This is a genomic window from Corallococcus sp. AB018, assembly GCF_003986945.1.
Lineage (GTDB): Bacteria > Myxococcota > Myxococcia > Myxococcales > Myxococcaceae > Corallococcus > Corallococcus exiguus.
Genome location: NZ_RAWR01000149.1, coordinates 1 through 19,573, shown reverse-complemented (window position 1 = coordinate 19,573; position 19,573 = coordinate 1). Strand labels below are relative to the sequence as shown.

Sequence of the window (19,573 nt, the reverse complement as noted above, 5' to 3'; positions counted from 1 at the left end):
CAGCACTGCGCGTGGATCCGGTCGTCGTAGAAAGGTGCAACCCTGGTGCCTGGGCGTCCCAACGAGGCGCCGTCACGCCGCCAACACGGCAAACGGGCGCCCTCGCTGGGGAACGGCATTTAACGGGTAAAGCAGGAGATTCCACGTTTCGTGGAAGCGACTGCAAAAGCTTCACAAACGGTCGATGCTACACCGACCCCTGACCCTCGGGGGCCGTGCGATTTCCAGAGGGGACGAGTGGCGTGCGCAGGACGGCCGGGTGCCCGTTTGGCGGTGGGGATGCGGGCGGCGGTTTCGCGTGTTTCCGCTGAACCTCTCCGGTAGTGCGCCTTTGCGTGCACCGGAACACCCTTTCAGTGATAAAGCGCCCCCCATGTCCGAGCCCGACGTCATTTCCATCCGTGGTGCCAGGGAGCACAACCTCAAGACCGTCTCCCTGGACATCCCGAAGAAGAAGCTCGTGGTGTTCACCGGTGTGTCGGGCTCCGGCAAGAGCTCGCTCGCGTTCGACACGCTCTACGCCGAGGGGCAGCGCCGCTACGTGGAGAGCCTCTCCTCCTATGCGCGCCAGTTCCTGGGGCAGATGGAGAAGCCCCGCTACGACACGCTGCGAGGCCTGTCGCCCACCATCTCCATCGAGCAGAAGGCGGCCAGCAACAACCCGCGCTCCACGGTAGGCACCGTCACGGAGGTGCACGACTACCTGCGAGTGCTCTACGCCTCCATCGGTGTGCAGCACTGCCCCCAGTGCGGCCGCAAGGTGGGCAAGCAGAGCGCGCAGCAGATCGTCGATGAGATCATGAAGCTGCCCGCGGGCACCAAGCTCCAGGTGCTGGCGCCCATCGTCACGAACCGCAAGGGCGAACACAAAGATTTGCTCGCGGAGGCGCAGAAGCGCGGCTTCTCCCGCGCGCGCGTGGACGGGAAGGTGCGCGAGCTGGAAGAGCGCATCGAGCTGGACAAGAAGTCCAAGCACGACATCGCGCTCATCATCGACCGTCTGGTGTTGAAGCCGGACCTGCGCACGCGCCTGACGGACTCCGTGGAGACCGCGCTGCGCGAGGGCAAGGGCACGCTCATCATCACGGACGAGAAGGGCACGCTCGCGTCCGACCGCGTGATGAGCGAGCTGAACGCGTGCCCCGCGTGCGGCCTGTCCTTCGGGGACCTGACGCCCGCGTCGTTCTCCTTCAACAACCCGCTGGGCATGTGCACGGACTGCAACGGCCTGGGCACCCGTCCGGAGATGGACGCGGACCTGCTGGTGCCGGACCCGTCGCGCACCATCCGCGACGGCGCCATTGAGCCGTGGGCCAGCGGCATGAACCGCGGCGAGGGCTGGACGGCGGACTTCGTGGAGAGCCTGGCGTCCGCGTTCAAGATCGACCTGGACGTCCCGTACGCGAAGCTGACCAAGCGGGAGAAGGACGTCCTGATGAACGGCGCGAAGGGCAAGTCCTTCACCGTGCAGTGGGGCGACAACGGCCAGTACGACATGGAGTGGGAGGGCCTGCTCGCCCGCACCATGCGCAACTTCAAGACGACCACGTCGGAAGCGCGCAAGGCGGAGCTGCAGAAGTACTTCAGCGACAAGCCCTGCCCGTCCTGCAAGGGCGAGCGCCTGCGTCCGGAGAGCCGCGCGGTGAAGGTGCACACGCGCACGCTGGTGGACCTGAGCCGGATGACCATCACGGAGGCGCGCACCTTCCTCACGCAGATGGGCCTGAGCGCGCAGGAGGAGAAGATTGCCCAGGAGCTGCTCAAGGAGATCCGCAGCCGCCTGTCCTTCCTGGTGGACGTGGGCCTGGGCTACCTCACGTTGGACCGCACCGCGTCCACGCTGTCCGGCGGTGAGAGCCAGCGCATCCGGCTGGCGTCGCAGATGGGCAGCGAGCTGACAGGCGTCATCTACATCCTGGACGAGCCCTCCATCGGCCTGCACCAGCGCGACAACGGCAAGCTCCTCACCACGCTCAAGCGCCTGCGCGACCTGGGCAACTCCGTCATCGTCGTGGAGCACGACGAGGAGACGATGGAGGAGGCGGACTACCTGGTGGACTTCGGCCCCGGCGCGGGCGAACTGGGCGGTCAGGTGGTGTCCCAGGGCACGCCCAAGCAGGTGATGGCGGACGAGAAGAGCCTCACCGGCGCGTACCTGTCCGGCCGCCAGGAGATTGAAATCCCCGAGTCCCGCCGCCCGGTGAACCCCAAGCACCAGATCTCCATCGTGGGCGCGACGGAGAACAACCTGAAGAACGTGGACGCGGACATCCCGCTGGGCATCTTCACGGCGGTGACGGGCGTGTCCGGCGCGGGCAAGTCCACGCTGATCAACGAAATCCTCTACCCGGCCCTGGCGCGCGCGCTCTACGAGAGCCGCGAGCCCATGGGCAAGCACAAGTCCATCAAGGGCCTGGAGCACCTGGACAAGGTCATCGACATCGACCAGCGGCCCATTGGCCGCACGCCGCGCAGCAACCCGGCCACATACACCAAGGTGTTCGACGCCATCCGTGAAGTCTTCGCCATGACGCCGGAGGCGCGCACGTTCGGCTACGGCCCGGGCCGCTTCAGCTTCAACATCAAGGGCGGCCGCTGCGAGGCGTGCGAGGGCGACGGCGTGAAGCTGGTGGAGATGCACTTCCTGGCGGACGTGTACGTCCCCTGCGAGGTCTGCAACGGCAAGCGCTTCAACGAAGCCACGCTGCGCGTGCGCTACAAGGGCAAGAACATCGCGGAGACGCTGGACCTGAGCGTCCGGGAAGCGGTGGACCACTTCGGCGCGCACAAGGACATCCTGCGCGTGCTCACCACGCTCACCGACGTGGGCCTGGGCTACCTGCGGCTGGGCCAGCCCTCCCCCACCCTGTCCGGCGGTGAGGCGCAGCGCATCAAGCTCGCCCGCGAGCTGGCCCGGGTGGCCACCGGGCGCACGCTCTACATCCTGGACGAGCCCACCACGGGCCTGCACTTCGAGGACATCCGCAAGCTCTTGTCCGTGCTCAACCGGCTGGTGGAGGCGGGCAACAGCGTGCTCGTCATCGAGCACAACCTGGACGTCATCAAGAGCGCGGACTGGCTCATCGACCTGGGTCCGGAGGGCGGCTCGGGCGGCGGGCAGATTCTCGCCATCGGGACGCCGGAGGACGTGGCGAAGGCGGAGGCCAGCCACACCGGGCGTTACCTCAAGCACGTGCTGGGCAAGGCGCGCCGGGCCCGCATTGGCAAGCGCGTGGACGCGGCCTGAGGGGCCCCGGTAGGGTGGGGGCATGGCCGAGACCTCGACCGCCCCCACCTCCCAGCGCTTCCCGCCTCAGATTCCCTACATCATCGGGAACGAGGCCTGTGAGCGCTTCAGCTTCTACGGGATGCGGAACATCCTCGTGGTGTTCTTCATCGACTACCTGCTGCGCACGCACGTGCCGGAGACAGGGGCGCGGGAGGCCCAGGCGAAGTACCTGATGCACCTGTTCATGGCGGGGGTGTACTTCTTCCCGCTCCTTGGCGGGTACCTGGCGGACCGCTTCTTCGGGAAGTTCCACACCATCTTCGTGCTGAGCTTGGTGTACTGCGCGGGGCACGCGTGCCTGGCGCTCTTCGAGGACAACGCCACGGGCTTCTACACGGGCCTGACGCTCATCGCGATTGGCTCAGGCGGCATCAAGCCGTGCGTGTCCGCGATGGTGGGCGACCAGTTCACGGAAGGCAACAAGCACCTGGTGAAGAAGGTCTTCGCCATCTTCTACTGGACCATCAACTTCGGTTCGTTCTTCGCGTCGCTGTTCGTCCCCGTGCTGATGAAGAACTACGGGCCGGCGGTGGCCTTCGGCGTGCCGGGCATCCTGATGTTCCTGGCGACGATCATCTTCTGGGCGGGCCGCAAGCACTACGTGCTGGTGCCGCCCACGGGCCCCAATCCGCACTCGTTCTTCAAGGTGCTGGGCAGCGCGTTCCGGGGCAAGGACGCGGCGGGCGGCACGTGGCTGGACAAGGCGAAGGCGGAGCACCCGGCGGAGTCGGTGGAGGGCGTGAAGGCGGTGTTCCGCGTGTCCGCGCTGATGCTGCCGTTCGTGCCCTTCTTCTGGATGCTGTTTGATCAGAAGGCGTCCACCTGGGTGGTGCAGGCGCGGTCCATGGACCCCAACGTGGGCGGCATCGTGTTCCAGCCCAGCCAGATGCAGTTCATCAACCCCATGCTGGTGATGCTGCTCATCCCCTTCCTGACGGCCGTGGTGTACCCGGCCTTCCAGCGGATGGGCTGGGAGCTGACGCCGCTGCGCCGCATGCCGCTGGGCCTGGTGATTGGCGCCGCGTCGTTCGTCATCGCGGGCTTCTTCCAGGTGGCCATGGAGGGCGGGACGACGCTGAACATCGCGTGGCAGCTCTTGCCCTACATCGTGCTGACGGTGGCGGAGATCCTGGTGTCCACCACGGGCCTGGAGTTCGCGTACACGCAGGCGCCCCGGGAGATGAAGGGCACCATCCAGAGCGTGTGGCTGGTGACGAACACGCTGGCGAACGTGGCGGTGGCCATCGCCGCGGCGCTCAACGTCTTCACGGGCTCCGCGCAGTTCTTCTTCTACGCGGCCCTGGCGACCGTGGCGGCCGTGGGCATGGCGCTGGTGGCCCGCCGCTACGTGGTGCGCGACTACTACCAGACGGACGCGCAGGCCCCCATGGACGGCCGCAACCCGGGCGTCGAGCCGAAGCCGGCCTAAGGCGAAACCTGCACGGTCGGATCCGCCGTGGGAGACGTGTGCGGCCCCCGGCGGGGCAGCGCCACCGTGAAGGTGGCGCCCTGCCCCGCCTCGCTTTCGACCTGGACCGAACCGCCCAGCCGCTCCACCAGCTGGTTCACGATGTGGAGGCCCAACCCCAGCCCCCCGTAGTGGCGTGACGACACCGCGCGCTCGAAGGCCCGGAAGATGCGCGCGTGCCGCTCCGCCGGGATGCCAATGCCTTGATCCCGGACCTCCAGGCGGGCCATCACGGCATCCCCCTCCACTCGCACTTCGATGGGCCTCCCTTCGCCGTACTTGATGGCGTTCGAGAGCAGGTTGGTGACGATCTGATCCAACCGCGACCGGTCCCACACGCCCGGCATCGCCGTGTCTGCGTGGACCTGGAGCCGGGTTCCGGACGAGGCCAGCTCGGGGACGAAGCGCGCCGCGACGTCCCGGACCAGCGCGGCCAGGTCCACCTCCTCGAACTCCAGCTCCAGCTTTCCGGCATGGATGCGGGAGACGTCCAGCAGGGTGTTGACGAGCTTCGCCATCCGCTTCGCCTGACGCTCGATGACCTCCAGCGAGTGCGTCACCGTCTCCACCCGCGCGGTCCGCAGCGCTCCTGAGCGGGCAAGGCGCATCAATCCCTGCACCGACAACTGGAGGGACGTGACCGGGGTCTTCAGCTCATGCGAGGCAATGGAGAGGAACTCATCCCGCAGGCCAATCGCCAGCTGCGCCTGCTGGTAGAGGCGGGCGTTGTCTAGCGCCATCGCCGCGCGGCGGGCCAGCTCCTGCGCGAGCGCGAAATCCGCCGGGCCATACCGGCCACCGCCCTCCACGCGGGCGAGGGTGAGCGCTCCGAGCGCATGCCCCCGTGCGAGCAGCGGCACCGAAATCCACGACTGGAACTCGACCACCTCGGACAGGCCCTGACCGTCCCGGACGCACCCCAGTGACATGGAGGCGCATCCCTCCGGGCAGAACTCCGGCTCGCCCAGGCGGAGCACCCTCCCCGGGCCATGCGCGGCCTCCAGGTCAGGCAGCGCGCAGTGCATCCGCGCGGTCGCGGTGGCGTGCAGCGCATCGGAGCGGGCCTCGGTGATGCGCTGGAAGGAACGCCCCCCGTCCAGCAGGTCCACCGCGCACCAGTCGGCGAACCGCTCGACGGTCAGCGCGGCCACGCTGCGCATCGCGTCCTCGGGGGCGAGCGAGCCGGTGAGCAGCCCGGACGCCTCCGCCAGGAGCGCGGACCGCCCCTCCTGCGCCTCCGCGCGGGCGCGCGCCTGTTGCTCCCGCTGGAAGGTCTGATCGCGCTCCTGCTCGGCCCGGCGGTGCTCGGTGATGTCGATGCCGGTGCCGATGACGTACTCAATCACTCCCGACTCGCCTCGAAGCACGTTGCTGGCCCAGGCGATGAGGCGGCGCTCTCCCGTGCGCGTCATCCAGTGATGCTCGGACTGCTCGAACCCCAACCCGGCCGCGAGCACGGCGAAGTTCTTCGCGACCCGCGCCGCTTCGTCCGGCGGCTGGAGTCGCGTCCAGAAATACGCGCCGCGCAGCTCCTCGAAGGAGTAGCCCGTCATCTCCTGGCACGCCCGGTTGAAGCGGATGATCCGCCCTTGGGGATCCAGGACGATGACCAGCGCGCGGGCCGTGTCCAGGACCGCTGAACTGAAGTCCCGCTCCCGCTGGAGCTCGCGCTCGCTGTCCAGGGTCCGCGCGAAGAGCTGCCGGTGGACGAGCGCGGTGTGAAGCACACCGCCGAGCCGCTCCACCATGCCCCGGTATTGCCGCGGCAGCCGCGGCTCGCGGTCGAAGTACAGCAGCAGCAAGCTGGAAGGAGCACCGGCGTCGTCAATGGGCACGGACCACCGCACGAGCCCCGGCGAGTCCAGCTCCGGGTAGGGAAGGTCCACCGAGTGAGGCGCTGGCATCTCGGGGCGCGGGGGCAACCCTGGAATCGGGAGCTGGCGGGAGGCCGAGGACAGTCCGCTCGCGCCCAGAAGCCCCACATGTCCCCGCGCATCCGGCTGGAGCCAGAGGGCGACCGCGCACCCCAGCCGCTCCGCGACGCGGTCCAGGAAGTCGTCGGCGGGCTTGCAGGGATTGAGCAGATCGAGCGCCGCGACCGTGAGCTCCTGGAGCACGCTCAAGAGCGCGAGCCGTTCCTCGGTGAGCTTGTGGTCCCCGTCCGCGCCGTGGTCCGCCATGCGCCACCTCACTCCCTCACCCAGGCAGGGCGACCACCACCGCTGTCTTGTTGTGGAACTGGGGGACCCCACCTCCCATGGCCCCCACCTCGCCCAGGGTCAGACAGCCCACGACCGGGACGTCCTCTCCGAGCGCGTCCTGGAACCTCGCGAGCTCGTCCCGGACGCCCTCCCCCAGGAGGAGGTACCGGGAGACGCAATCGAACACCACCGCGCCGCCCAACGTGCCAGGGGTTGCCTCCCGGGCCAGGGTGGCGGCACTGCCCGCGGCGTCGAGCAGGTCCGTGCGCTTGCCCTCCATCACGCGGACCAGGGAGCCGTCCGGGACCTCGGCGATGAAGCGCACCGAACCGTCGGGTTCGACGGTCAGGGGATCGCGGATCACGAACTCGCCATTGGCCTGGGGAATCCCCAGCGGGTGGGTCATCGCGAAGCGGGGGAAGCTTTGCGCGTCCAGGGCGTCGCCCCGGCTCTCGGCCGTGTGCCGGTAGACCTCGAAGGCGCGCTCGTAGTCGAGCTCGACGGCGGTCGAGCCCCGGGCCTTGGTGACCTGCGAGGGCGGACCATACGGAGACCAGCCGTGCTGGATGCCCACGCCCAACGGTTCCAGGGCATCAAAGGCAATCACCACCACCTGGTCCTGGTAGGCATGCCCGTGCGTGAACTGGGCCGTCTTCACGAACCGGACGTTGTTGCCCGCTCCGCCGCCCGCCCAGCGGATGCCCGCGCCCGCCTCCTGTTGAGCCCCGCGCACGACCTCCGTCGAGTTGCCGCTCAGCGCGTCCGGCAGGACGAACAGCGTCCGCCGGTATCCAGGGGGCTTGGGAGGCAGCTTGCTGACGGCCTCGGCCACCGCCGCGCGTCCGGCCGCTCGCGGGCTCACGCTGACCGGCCCGCCCATTCCCACGCCGACGCGGAAGTCGCCGCCGCGGAAGACCGCGATGACCAGGCCCTGGAGCAGCAGCTCCGTTCCCGCGAAGACGCCCGCCGCGCAGCACCCGGCCCAGGGGATGTCCCCGAGCTGCGCGCCGACCGCGGACGCCAACGCCACCGCGTCGTACTGGTCAGTGCACAGCACGAGCGCGAAGCTGGGTGCGTCCGCGCCGCGCAGCGCCTCCTGGCTCGCCTCCCGCGCCGCGGCGGTGCAATCCGCCGAGCGACTCTTTCCAATCTGGATCCGCATGGGCTCTAGAGAATCGATACCCACGCGGGAGCGGGCGTGCAGGGCCCCCACGGCCCACGAAAAACGCCGGAGCACCCAGGGGGCGCTCCGGCGTTCGTGCTTCAGCAAGACTGCCCTACCCGGCTCAGGTGGCCGGGTGGACGGTGCCTTCCTGGTGCGCGGGCGTCGACGCGGGCGTCACTTCGTCCGTGCCGTGCATCATCCGCTTCAGCATGGGGGCGAGGAACAGCAGGATGACGCCCGACAGGCCCGCGCCGATGACGATGGTGAGGAACACGCTGAACTCACCCATCTTCTCCGAGTAGCCACCCAGCACGCCGGACAGCTTGTTGGCCACCGCGTTCGCCAGGAACCACACGCCCATCATCGCGGAGACGACGCGCTGGGGCGCCACCTTGCTCACCATGGACAGGCCCACCGGCGACAGGCACAGCTCGCCCATGGTGTGGAAGAGGTACGCCATGATGACCCACCACGCCGCCGCCTTGCCGTCCATCGCGCTCTCCTTGGAGGCGCCCAGCATGAAGGCGAAGCCCACCGACAGGAAGATGAGCCCCAGGGACATCTTCACCGGGATGCTCAGGTCCTTGCCCTTCGCCGCCAGCGAGCTCCACACCGCCGCGAAGATGGGCGCCAGCGTCACGATGAAGACGGAGTTGAAGTTCTGGAACCAGGTGGTGGGCACCTCCCAGCCGAACATCGAGCGGTCCACCTTCTGGTCCGTGTAGAGGTTCATCAGGCCGCCCGCCTGCTCGAAGCCCGTCCAGAACGCCACCACGAACAGCGCGATGATGAAGATGACGATGATGCGGTCCCACTCCTGGCGGCTGAAGGCGTGGTGCTTGCCGTCCGGCGTCGTCGTCTGCGCCTCGGTGGGGCGCGGCGCGGGCGCGAGGCCCACGTTGCCCAGGAACCGCTTCGCCAGCGCCACGAAGATGATCACGCCCAGCGCCATGCCCACGCCGGCGGAGCCGAAGCCCCAGTGCCAACCCACGCGCTCACCCAGCGTGCCGCAGATGAAGTTGCCCAGCACCGCGCCCAGGTTGATGCCCATGTAGAAGATGGTGAAGGCACCGTCGCGCCGGCCGTCACCCGCGGGGTACAGCCCGCCCACCATGGTGGAGATGTTCGGCTTGAAGAAGCCGTTGCCGATGATGAGGAAGCCCAGGCCCGCGTAGAAGATGGAGATGCCGGGGAGCGCCAATAACAGGTGGCCGATGATCATCAGCACGCCGCCCAGCAGCACCGCCTTGCGCTGGCCGATGTAGCGGTCCGCGATGTAGCCGCCCAGGATGGGCGTCAGGTACACGAGGCCCGTGTACGTGCCGTAGAGGCTCAGCGCATCCGCGGCGGACCAGCCAAAGCCGCCCCGCACCTTGTCGGTGAGGAAGAGCACCAGCAGGCCGCGCATGCCGTAATAGGACATGCGCTCCCACATCTCGGTGGCGAACAACAAATACAGGCCCGGGGGATGCCCCTTGCGGGCCTCGCCCGCGGCGACGGTGCTTTGCATGCCGTGAGTTCCTCGAACGGATTCTTGTGAGGGGGAACGAAAAGTCGCGCGACTGTAACAGGAGTCCCGCCCTCGGCGAGGACAGAGGACACCCCGCGTCCTTGGGAATTCCCGCCCCCTGCGCGAGCAGCCCTCCGGCCCCCCGCCGTTCGTGGCCGGGCGCGTCAGCCGATGCGCCGCGGCCAGCGGCCGCGACTCGCACCCGCGGTGGGGGTGGAGGCCAGGGGCTCCGCGTGCGCGGGGCGCATGGGCAGCCGGACCTCCACGCGCGTGCCCTTCTCCAGTTGGCTGGTGATGTGGATGCGGCCCCCGTGCTGCAGGATGATGCGCCGGCTGAGCGCCAGGCCCAGGCCCGTGCCTTCACCCGCGGCGCGGGTGGAGAAGAAGGGCTGGAAGAGCTTCTCCAGGTCCTCCGCGCGGATGCCCACGCCGGTGTCCTCGATGGTGACGAGCGCCTCGTCGCCCTGCTGGGCCGTCTCCACCAGCACGCGGCCGGCGTCGCCCACCGCGCGCAGGGCGTTGTCCAGCAGGTTGAGCCACACCTGGTTGAGGGTGCCCGGGTCGCCCCAGATGGGCTCCGCGCACTGGTAGGCGCGCTCCACCACGACGGCCGAGGGGATGCGCCAGCCCAGCACGCTGAGCGTGGAGTCGAGCGCCACGTCCAGCCGCACCGCCACCGGCTTCTCCGCCGTGCGCACGAAGGACAGCAGCGACTCCGCCAGGTGGCGGATGCGCTGGCCGCACTCCTCCATCACCTCCAGCATCGCGGTGCCCAGGTTGGGGTCCCCGCCCGTCTGCTTCCCCTGCATGACCTCCTTCAACGGGATGAGCGCGTTCATCAGCCCGTTGAGCGGGTTTCGCACCTCGTGCGCGAAGCCGGAGGTGAGCAGGCCGATGGCCGCCAGCCGCTCGTTCTCCGCCGCGCGCACGGCCGCCTCGCGCAGGCGCAGCTGCGTCTCCACGCGCGCCAGCAGCTCACGCGGGCTGAAGGGCTTGCCCAGGTAGTCATTGGCGCCCGCGCCCAGGGCCTCCACCTTGGCGGCCACCTCCTGGCGCGCGGTGAGCAGGATGACGGGCATGTCCACCGTCTGCGCGTGGGCGCGCAGCTGCACCAGGAGGTTGAGGCCGGACTGCACCGGCATCATCACGTCGGACACCACCAGGTCCGGCCGCTCCTCCATCGCGCGGCGCGCCCCCTCTTCCCCGTTGGCGGCCTCCAGCACCCGGTAGCTGGGCGCGAGGATGTCCGCGATGAAGGCGCGGATCTCCGCGTCGTCCTCCACCACCAGGATGCGGGGGGCCTTCGAGTCCGCGCGCGTGTGGTCCTGCGGCTCCGTGGGGCGCTGCGCCCCGGCGACGGTGGCGGCCAGCACGGTGGCGAAGCGGCCGGAGCTGCGGCGCTCGCGGCGCGTGGGCAGGTCCGTGGCGCGGCGCTCGCGCAGGTCCTCGCGCAGATGCCGGGTGCCCTTGGGCAGCCGCACGCGGAAGCTGCTGCCCTGCCCCGGCGTGCTCGACACCTCGATGCCGCCCGAGTGCAGCGCCAGCGTCTCCTTCACCAGCGCCAGGCCGATGCCGCTGCCCCCGAAGCGCCGCGTGCCCGTCGTGTCCGCCTGGGCGAAGCGGTCGAAGATGACGGCCAGGTCCGCGGGCGCCATGCCCTGCCCCGTGTCCACCACCTCCACGTACACGTCCGTGTCGTCCTCGCGCAGCCGCACCGCGATGTTGCCGCCGGCCGGAGTGAACTTGAGCGCGTTGGAGACCAGGTTGTGGAACACGCCTTCAATCCGCTCCGCGTCCGCGTGCACCGGCGACACCGGCCCGCCCTCCAGCGAGAGGGTGAGCCCCTGCTTCTCCGCCACGGTGCGGAAGGGCAACAGCTGCGAGGACAGGAACGCGTGCAGCTCCAGCGGCTGGTAGCGCAGCCGCACCTTGCCCGCCTCCAGCTGCGCCAGGTTGAGCAGGTTGTCGATGAGCCTCAAGAGCCGCTGCGTGCTCCGGTCCAGCGTCACCAGGTGCTGCCGCACCACCGTGGGCAGCGACTCCGGCTCCTTCTGGAGCGCGTCCAGCGACAGCAGGATGAGCGTGAGCGGCGTGCGCAGCTCATGGCTCACGTTGTCGAAGAACTCCGTCTTCAGCCGGTCCTGTTCGCGCTGCTTGACGAGCGCCGCCTCCAGCTTCTCGTTGGCCTCCGACAGCTCCCGCGTGCGCGCGACGACGCGGTCCTCCAGCGCCACGTTGCTGCCGAACACCTCGTCGTAGCGCTGCTGCAATTCTCGCAGCGAGCCCATGTTCGCCTGGGCCTGCGCCGCGAGCAGCTCGTCCTTGCGCTTGAGCTCGCGCCACCGGTCCAACCAGCCGCCGAGCGCGAAGCCGCCCATGCCCAGCGACGTCACGGAGAAGAGCGCGTCCCCCCAGCCCAGGTGCGTGGCCAACAGCCCGCTCACCATGCCCAGCAGCAGGCCCAGGTAGTGGCCCCAGAGCGTGGGCGGATCCGTCCAGGTGAGGTGGTAGCGGCACGCCTGGCCGCCCAGCACCTGGCACTCCGACTCCCGCACCTCCGCGGGCGCCAGGCCCCAGATGGTGGGGAAGGACGCGAACTGGCCCATGCGCAACTCGCAGATGTTGCGGTTCTGCTCCGGGGTGCTGCTGCGGTAGGACAGCTTGAGCCGCTTGTGCTCCAGCAGGTCCACCGCGAACGCCCCCACCCGGTTGTAGCTGGGGGAGAAGTCGATGGTCTGCTTGTAGCAGGCCTTGGGCGAGCCGAAGGCGCGCAGCATGTAGAAGACGAAGCCCAGCGCCTGCGGCGACGCGGTGAAGAGGCCCGCCTCGCGCATGAAGCGCGAGTCGCCGGAGTCCTCGCGCAGCGCCGCCGCCACGCGCTCCAGGAAGCGCAGCGAGACGTAGTTGGTGGGCTGGCGCATGTAGTCCAGCCCCAGGCTGAACGCGTGCTCGCGCCACACCCGGGCCAGCCGCTCCGCGCCAAAGCGGTGCTCGAAGTAGAGCAGCAGCGTGGACGTGGCGCGGACGCTCACCTCGGGGGCGTTGTCCGCGGACACGTCCTGCACCTTCACCGCCGGAAGGCGTTGGGTCACGGCTTCGTTCCTTCGGTGACCAGCGTCACCGCGTACTTCAGTCCCTCCGGGTCCTCGAGCATGGCCAGGAAGTCGGCGCAGTGCGCCTGGTAGGCCTCGAGCCCGCCCAGGACCGCCGCGCCCACCGGCGCCAACGCCTCGAAGCGCGTCTTCCAGTCGCGCACGAGCCGCGCCTCCGCGGCGCCCGGGGAGAGGTAGAAGGGCATCAGGTGCACCCGCACGTCCGTGAGCCCCGCGCGGCGGAACTCAGAATACAGCTTGCGGCCCACGTACAGGTCGAACCCCTGCGCCGCCAGGGCCTCCACGATGCGCTGGGTGCCCACGCGCAGGTGCTCCGGGAAGGGCCAGTTCTGGAGGCCCAGCCCGTCGATGTCGGACACCACCACCCGCCCCCCGGGCCGCGTCACGCGGATGAGCTCCGCGAGCGCCACGTCCCGGTCCGGCAGGTACTCGAAGACGTACTGGCTCCACGCATAATCGAACGCGTCCGAGGGCAGGCCTGTGGTGCGCACGTCCGCCTGGAGGAACGTCAGGTTCGGGCGGTGGGCGTTGCGCGATCGCGCCTCCGCGAGGCGGCCGTCGTGCAGCTCCACGCCGGTGACGTGGCCGCCCTCCCCCACCAGGTCCGCCATCAATTCGGCGATGCCGCCGGGGCCGCAGCCGGCGTCCAGCGCGCGGTCCCCCGGCTTGAGGCCCGTGCGGTGGAGGACGTCGCGCGTGTCCTGGGACTGCTCCTGCTCCAGCAGGCGGCGGGACTCGTCAGTGGATTCCATGAGGTACATCAGCGCGCCTCCTGCTTCTGGACGGACACCGGAGCCTCGGGAGCCTGGGCGGAGGCCCGGGGCTTCATGCGCCGCATGGGCATCTGCCGTTCGAAGAGCGAGCGCCAGGCCTCGCACCAGCGGCGCACCATGGAGCGGTGGAAGGTCCACTCGGAGAAGAGGCCCTGGTCCATGAAGCCCCAGGCGCCCAGCACCGGCATGTCCAGCGCGTCCACCATGCCCAGCGCCGAACCGCGGCCCCGCTCGCGCGCGTGCGCCATGCACCGCAGCGCCAGCGCCGCCACCGCGTCCTTCGCGCGAGGGTGCTCCCGGTCCGCCACCACCAGGTTGAAGCCGTTGGTGACTTCAATGAGGCTCAGGCCCGGCGAGGCCTCGTCCTGGAGCGCCAGCGCCAGCGGGCCGTCGTTCCCATCCACCACGAACATCCGCCGCTCGCGGTGCAGGCCCGCCGCGCGGAAGCGCGCGCCCAGGACGGACTCGGGGCCGGGGTCCGCGCCCAGGTCCTCGCTGAGCAGGCGCACCATCTCCCCCCGGCGGCGCAGGTACGACTCCAGCCACTGGCGGTCCTCCGGGCCCGCCTCGCGTACGGCCGGCAGCGCCCCCGCGTCCACGGTGGGCATCTGGGACAGGTCCGCGCGCAGGTAGTGGAACTGGCGCAGGTGGCACAGCCCCTGCCCTTCCAGCACGCGCGCCAGCCACGTGCCCAGCCGGTGCGGCCACCGGTTGTCGGTGCGCCACATGTAGCGGATGAACTCCACGTCCTCCATCGCCTCGCCCACCTCCACGGCGAGCGACGTGAGCTCGCTGGAGATCTGCTCGCTGCGCCGGAAGCTCGGCATCACCGCCAGGTGCTGCACCAGCCACGTGCCGGAGTACATGCGCAGGCCGTTGACGTGCCCCAGGAGTCGGCTCGCATCCGTGAAGACGAGCGAGCGCCCCAGCTCGCGCGCGCGGCCCAGCCGCTCATACGTCGCCTCCAGCACGGGCAGGACGCGGGGCTCCTCGCCGAAGGGGTGGTCCGGGTGGAAGGTGTAGCGGGCGTCCGCCATCATCCGCCAGACGTCCGGGAAGCGGAACACCGCGGCGTCGCGGACCTGGGGGGCGCGCGCGGACACGAACGCATCCACGATGGCGTCGCGCACCGCGCGCGGCATGTCCAGGATGCGCACGCCGCAGCGGTAGGGCCTCAGGCGCTGATCATGCTTGGACTCGAAGGGGACGACGTCCACCGAGCGCACCTCCACGCGGCACGCCACCTCCGAGCCGTCCGGCAACAGCAGCATGGTGTCCAGCCGCGAGCCCACCGGCAGCACCTCGCACGACGCGTCAATGGGGAAGGCGAACCCGCCCGCGCCCAGGTCCAGCACCGCGCGCGTGATGCGCTGGCCGCTGAACGGCGAGGTGAAGCGCACGAGGAAGCGGTGCTGCGCGCTGGGGCGGAAGCGCTGCTGTCCACGCCGGTTCTCCACCGCGAGCGTGCGGGGCATCCCCAGCACCACGCCGTCAGGCCCCACGTGGAGCATGCTGGTGACGCCGCGGTAGCGCTGGCCGCCCATCTCGAAGGAGAGGTGGACCACCTCCCCCACGCTCGCGGGCAGCACCGGGGACACCTGCCCCCGCAACAGGCCCCGTTCGTCGGAAGGCTCCACCGTGGCGGACTCCAGCAGGAAGTGCGCCGTCTGGCTGTCCGCCGGATGCAGCCACACGGGCAATTCGCGCCGGAGCGCCTTGCGCAGCGCGGCCTGCACCGCCACCGCGTCCCTCAGCGTGCGCGGCGGGGCGGCGGTGGACTCGTCGTTCGCGAGCCGCCAGGAGATGCCCACGCGCAGGAACGCGTGCGTCCCCTGCTGGACGGGGGTGGCGTGGCGCACGTAGGCGCGGGCCACGTGCAGCACGGGCCGGCCGTCGCGCAGCATGGTCAGCGAGTCCAGGGGCGTGCCCGGCAGGAAGGCCGCCAGCGACGCGTCCATGGGGACCTGGAGCGCGGCCCCGAAGTGGCCCAGGTCCTGGCACTCAGCGCTGAAGGCCTGGCCGCGCAGGAGGAAGTCCACGCGCATTCCGGCATCCAGTGACACGCGTGTGGACGCGCGCAGCTGGAGGATGTCGCGCAGGCGCGACTTCAATTCGCCCTCGGTCAGCGCGTCGTCCACCGTGCTGAAGACGTGCCCCTCCGCGGCCGTCTCCACCAGCTCCTCCAGCCCGTGTTGATCCGACCGGGCGCAGACGAACACGCAGACGGCCTCCGGCGCCGCCCGGTCCACGTGGCGCAGGAAGCGGCGCGCGTTGTCCGCGGGCGCGATGATCAACGTGGGTGCGGTCGCCTCCATGCGCCGCGTGGCTTCCAGCTGTGAGCCCACCACTGAAACCCGGTGCGTGTTCAACGCGGACTTCAACGCGTTGCGACGCATCTCGTTGGGGTGGACGATGAGGACTTCGTGAGTCGGCACGCTCATGGATTTCCCCCGACGCGCAAGAGCCACACCGGCGCCCGTGCATGGCGCCATTCCCGTCGACGCGGGGCTCGCACGCGCCCCGTTCCCGCCATCCGCATGTCTTGAGTGTCCGAGCCAGGTGCTCTCTCTGTTGCCAGCGGGCCCGCGCTGAAACGCCTTCCCCGGTGAGCCGCCGGCGAACAACCACCGCGTACTTTACCTGCTCCTATGGATTAGGTGATGTACGCGGGGGTGAGAGGACTTTTCGGAATAGGTTAAAGACGCGCGGTCTGCTGGGACCCCTTGGTGGGTAGGGACGCACGCACGAGGGCCTGTTGCGCGCGCTGGCCCCGGGTCGCGGACGCGGTTACAGAATGCGTGGGCGACGAGGAGGCCCCCCATGGGCGAGACAGTGGATTACGAGGCGGGCATCCGGGAGCTGAAGCGCTCCATGAACGCGGTCATCCTGGCGCACTACTACCAGGAGAGCGAAGTGCAGGACGTGGCCGACTTCGTCGGTGACAGCCTGGCGCTCGCGCAGGCGGCGGCGCGGACGGAGGCGGACGTCATCGTCTTCTGCGGTGTGCACTTCATGGCGGAGACCGCCAAGATTCTGAATCCCAGCCGACAAGTGTTGCTTCCGGACCTCAAGGCCGGCTGCTCGCTGTCGGACCGGTGCCCGCCCGCGGCCTTCAAGGCGTTCAAGGACAAACACCCGGACGCCTTCGTGGTGTCGTACGTGAACAGCTCCGCCGCGGTGAAGGCGATGAGCGACGTCATCTGCACGTCGTCCAACGCCGTGCGCATCGTGAACCAGATTCCGAAGGACCGCCCCATCCTCTTCGCGCCGGATCAACACCTGGGCCGGCACGTGATGAAGGAGACGGGCCGCGACATGGTGCTGTGGCCGGGCAGCTGCATCGTCCATGAAATCTTCAGCGAGAAGAAGCTCGTGGGGCTGAAGGTCGAGCATCCGGACGCGGAGGTGGTGGCCCACCCGGAGTGCGAGCAGCAAGTCTTGCGGCACGCGGACTTCATCGGCTCCACCAAGGCCATCCTGGATTACGCGGTGAAGAGCCCGAAGAAGAAGTTCATCGTGGTGACGGAGGCCGGCATCCTCCACCAGATGAAGAAGGCCGCGCCGGACAAGACGTACATCCCGGCGCCGCCGGACAACGGGTGTGCGTGCAACGAGTGCCCGTACATGCGCCTCAACACGCTGGAGAAGCTCTACCGCTGCATGCGGGACAGGACGCCGGAGCTGGTGCTGCCGGCGGACCTGCAGCACGCGGCGCTCGCCCCCCTGCAGCGGATGCTGGAGTGGTCCGCCTGAAACAAGCGGGACGCGGGACTGTCGCCCGCGTCCCACGTTTGGCAACTCGCGTCTTGCGGACGGCGGGCCCAAGTGCCATGGAAGGAACGTGGCCTTCCGATTTCTCGCACTTCCCTCCCACCGGCTGGTGGACTTCCCCAAGACCCTGCCGGACGAAGAGCGCCTCGAGCCGGACCTGCCTCCGGTGCACGAGGCCGTGGAGCGCGCCCTCGCTGGCGCCGAGTTCCGCGACCTGAAAGCCCGCGACCGCCTGCGCGCCCTGCTCCAGGGGGACCGTCCCCCGGCCCTGGGCTCGCCGGGCAAGGGCTTTGGCGCGAGCGCCATCTTCGCCCAGCCGCCCCAGGACCTGCCCGCGCTGCTGCGCCTGGCGGATGAGCTGGAGCACCTGGCCCGCCTGGAGGCCGGCGAGCGCGCGCTGGTGTGGAAGTGCAGCCAATGCAGTGCCCGCTACGCGGTGCCGGTGGCCCTGGTGCGCCAGGTGTCCATCCGCTGCGAGCGCTGCGGCAACCCGGTGCAGCTGTCCTCGCAGGAGAGCCTGGGCGAAGAGGCCCTCATCGACCCGTTCCAGGGCGCGGTGAACAGCAGCCGGCACCAGCTGGCGGCCTTCTTCCGCGAAGCCATGGCGCGAGGCTGGCCGGTGCTCGTGGCCGAGGGCGGAGCCCCTGCCCCGCGCGGGCGCTCTTCCAGCCCGGCGGCCTGAGCCACCTCGCTGGCGTTCCCAAGGGGGCCCTTCCAGGGGCCCCCTTTTCGTTTCAGATGAAGATGCCGGCGGAGGCGTCGTTGCGCGCCTCCTGGAGCTCCTGCGTGGCGGGGCGGCCGCGCAGCGCATCCGTCACCTGGCGCGGCGCATGACGGCCCGAGCACTTGGAGCACTCGCACTTGCCCCGCTTGCAGGTGCAGTCCGCCTTGCTGCCGCAGGAGCACTTCGCCGTCAGCAGCTGATCCAGCTCCTCCAGCGGGCGCGGCGCGTCGTCCTTCTGGGCCTCCGGGGCCTTGTGGGCCTCCGGTGCCGGCGTCTGGGGCGCGGTGCCCTTGGAGGCAGCGGCCGCCTTCGCGTGGGCCTCGCAGGCGTGGGCGCTGGCGGGCAGAAGCCAGAGGCCGCCCAACAGCAATCCCGCGGTCATCAACGTCGCGCTGCGTGCCATGTCCGCTCTCCTTGGCGAAGGCCTGGGGAAGGCTTGGGGGAGGCATCCGCCGTCCCGGCCTATAGCGCAGGGCATTCCCCCTGCCAAGGCATTCGCACGCACCTTTGCCTACCCGTCAACGGAGCCCACGGTGCGCTCGCCCGGCGCGGGGGCGCGCGCGTACAGTCCGCGCCCTCCTGCCCGTGACGAACCGAACTGCTCGCATCGCCTTTGTCGCCGCGCTCGTCCTGGGGGCGCTCCCGCTCTGGGTGTCGCGCTCGCTGCCCATGGTGGACCTGCCGCAGCACCTGTACCTCATCTCGGTGCTGCACCGGCTGGACGACCCGACGACGCTCTATCCCACGCTGTTCGCGGCGCGGCACGAGCTGACGCCGTACCTGGGCTACTACTACCTCGTCAGCGCGCTCAACTGGCTCATGCCGCTGGAGATGGCCAACCGCGTCTTCCTCACCGCGTACGTGGTGGGGATGCCGCTGGGCATGGCCTTCCTGTTGCGCGGCCTGCGCCGGCCGTCGTGGCCCGCGCTGCTCACACTGCCGCTCGCATACGGGGACAGCTTCGGCTGGGGCTTCATCAACTACCTGGCGGCCCTGCCGCTGACGCTGCTGTGCTGCGGCCTCTTCGTGCGGACGCTGACGGACGCGCCACGCCGCGCGCGCTGGGGCGTGGGGCTGGCGGTGTGCCTGGTGGCGGTGCTGCTCTTCCACGTGCAGGCCTTCGGGTTCCTGGCGTTCGGGCTGCCGTGGTTGCTCCTCACCACGCCGGTGCCGGAGGACGCGGCGGCGCGGGGAATCGTGGCCCGGGTGAAGCCGCGCGTGCCGGCGCTCCTGGGCGTGGTGCCCGGCGTGACGCTGTTCCTGTCGTGGGTGGTGCTGCGGTTCGGCAACCCGCCGGACATCCAGCCGGGCGCGCCGTGGAAGGCGTGGGGGCCCACGTTCTCGCCGCAGAACCTGGCGTGGAAGGGCTTCGAGCAGAACCGCGCGGAGTTCTTCCAGGTGCTCGCCAACACGTTCCACGACGGCTCGGACCGCTGGCCGCTGTACGCGGTGGGCGCGGTGGCGGTGGCGGGCTGGGTGCTGGGACTCGTGGGGCCGGGGACGCGCCGCGAGGGCCCGCTGGCGCGCTGGCGGCTGTTGGGGCTGGGGGTGCTGGCGCT

General features: G+C 69.9%; 11 protein-coding genes and 1 pseudogene. 5 read left to right on the top strand and 7 right to left on the bottom strand.

What is annotated here, in order from left to right:
* Positions 1–373 precede the first annotated feature (373 nt).
* Together uvrA and D7Y11_RS27790 are read left to right on the top strand one after the other, a co-directional pair.
* Complete coding sequence (gene uvrA, locus D7Y11_RS27795; RefSeq protein WP_126935210.1) at positions 374–3,247, top strand: excinuclease ABC subunit UvrA; 2,874 nt, start codon at positions 374–376, stop codon at positions 3,245–3,247.
* A 22-nt stretch (positions 3,248–3,269) separates the two neighbouring features.
* The gene (locus D7Y11_RS27790) at positions 3,270–4,718 is read left to right on the top strand and encodes a POT family MFS transporter (protein WP_126935209.1); all 1,449 of its coding nucleotides are present in this window, start codon (positions 3,270–3,272) and stop codon (positions 4,716–4,718) included.
* Here the strand turns inward: D7Y11_RS27790 and D7Y11_RS27785 are convergent.
* The 6 genes from D7Y11_RS27785 to D7Y11_RS27760 form a co-directional block, all read right to left on the bottom strand.
* Positions 4,715–6,937, bottom strand: coding sequence for an ATP-binding protein (locus D7Y11_RS27785; protein WP_126935208.1), 2,223 nt, complete (start codon positions 6,935–6,937; stop codon positions 4,715–4,717). The genes D7Y11_RS27790 and D7Y11_RS27785 overlap by 4 nt on opposite strands.
* Positions 6,938–6,953: 16 nt before the next feature.
* Entirely contained in the window at positions 6,954–8,120 is a 1,167-nt protein-coding gene (locus D7Y11_RS27780; protein ID WP_199753801.1) for an FIST signal transduction protein, read from the bottom strand.
* Between the two features lie 124 nt (positions 8,121–8,244).
* Positions 8,245–9,633 (bottom strand): peptide MFS transporter, encoded by a 1,389-nt coding sequence (locus tag D7Y11_RS27775; protein ID WP_120578462.1) that lies wholly within the window; start codon positions 9,631–9,633, stop codon positions 8,245–8,247.
* A 164-nt stretch (positions 9,634–9,797) separates the two neighbouring features.
* Positions 9,798–12,725 (bottom strand): ATP-binding protein, encoded by a 2,928-nt coding sequence (locus D7Y11_RS27770; RefSeq protein WP_126935207.1) that lies wholly within the window; start codon positions 12,723–12,725, stop codon positions 9,798–9,800.
* Positions 12,722–13,507: a methyltransferase domain-containing protein gene (locus D7Y11_RS27765; protein ID WP_199753799.1), complete on the bottom strand. Its 786-nt coding sequence runs from the start codon at positions 13,505–13,507 to the stop codon at positions 12,722–12,724. The genes D7Y11_RS27770 and D7Y11_RS27765 overlap by 4 nt, the downstream gene beginning before the upstream one ends.
* A complete protein-coding gene (locus D7Y11_RS27760; RefSeq protein WP_126935206.1) occupies positions 13,507–15,960 on the bottom strand; it encodes a PilZ domain-containing protein in 2,454 nt (817 codons plus the stop codon). The genes D7Y11_RS27765 and D7Y11_RS27760 overlap by 1 nt, the downstream gene beginning before the upstream one ends.
* A 379-nt stretch (positions 15,961–16,339) precedes the next feature.
* Here D7Y11_RS27760 and nadA point away from each other — a divergent pair, with 379 nt between their 5' ends.
* Both nadA and D7Y11_RS27750 read left to right on the top strand, forming a co-directional pair.
* Entirely contained in the window at positions 16,340–17,272 is a 933-nt protein-coding gene (gene nadA, locus D7Y11_RS27755) for a quinolinate synthase NadA (RefSeq protein WP_126935205.1), read from the top strand.
* An 88-nt stretch (positions 17,273–17,360) separates the two neighbouring features.
* A complete protein-coding gene (locus D7Y11_RS27750) occupies positions 17,361–17,972 on the top strand; it encodes a hypothetical protein (RefSeq protein ID WP_120578458.1) in 612 nt (203 codons plus the stop codon).
* Between the two features lie 52 nt (positions 17,973–18,024).
* Here D7Y11_RS27750 and D7Y11_RS27745 read toward each other — a convergent pair whose 3' ends face one another.
* Entirely contained in the window at positions 18,025–18,417 is a 393-nt protein-coding gene (locus tag D7Y11_RS27745) for a metallothionein (protein ID WP_126935204.1), read from the bottom strand.
* Between the two features lie 182 nt (positions 18,418–18,599).
* Between D7Y11_RS27745 and D7Y11_RS27740 the strand changes: the two are divergent.
* Positions 18,600–19,573 (top strand): annotated as a pseudogene (locus D7Y11_RS27740) (hypothetical protein); the annotation flags it as partial.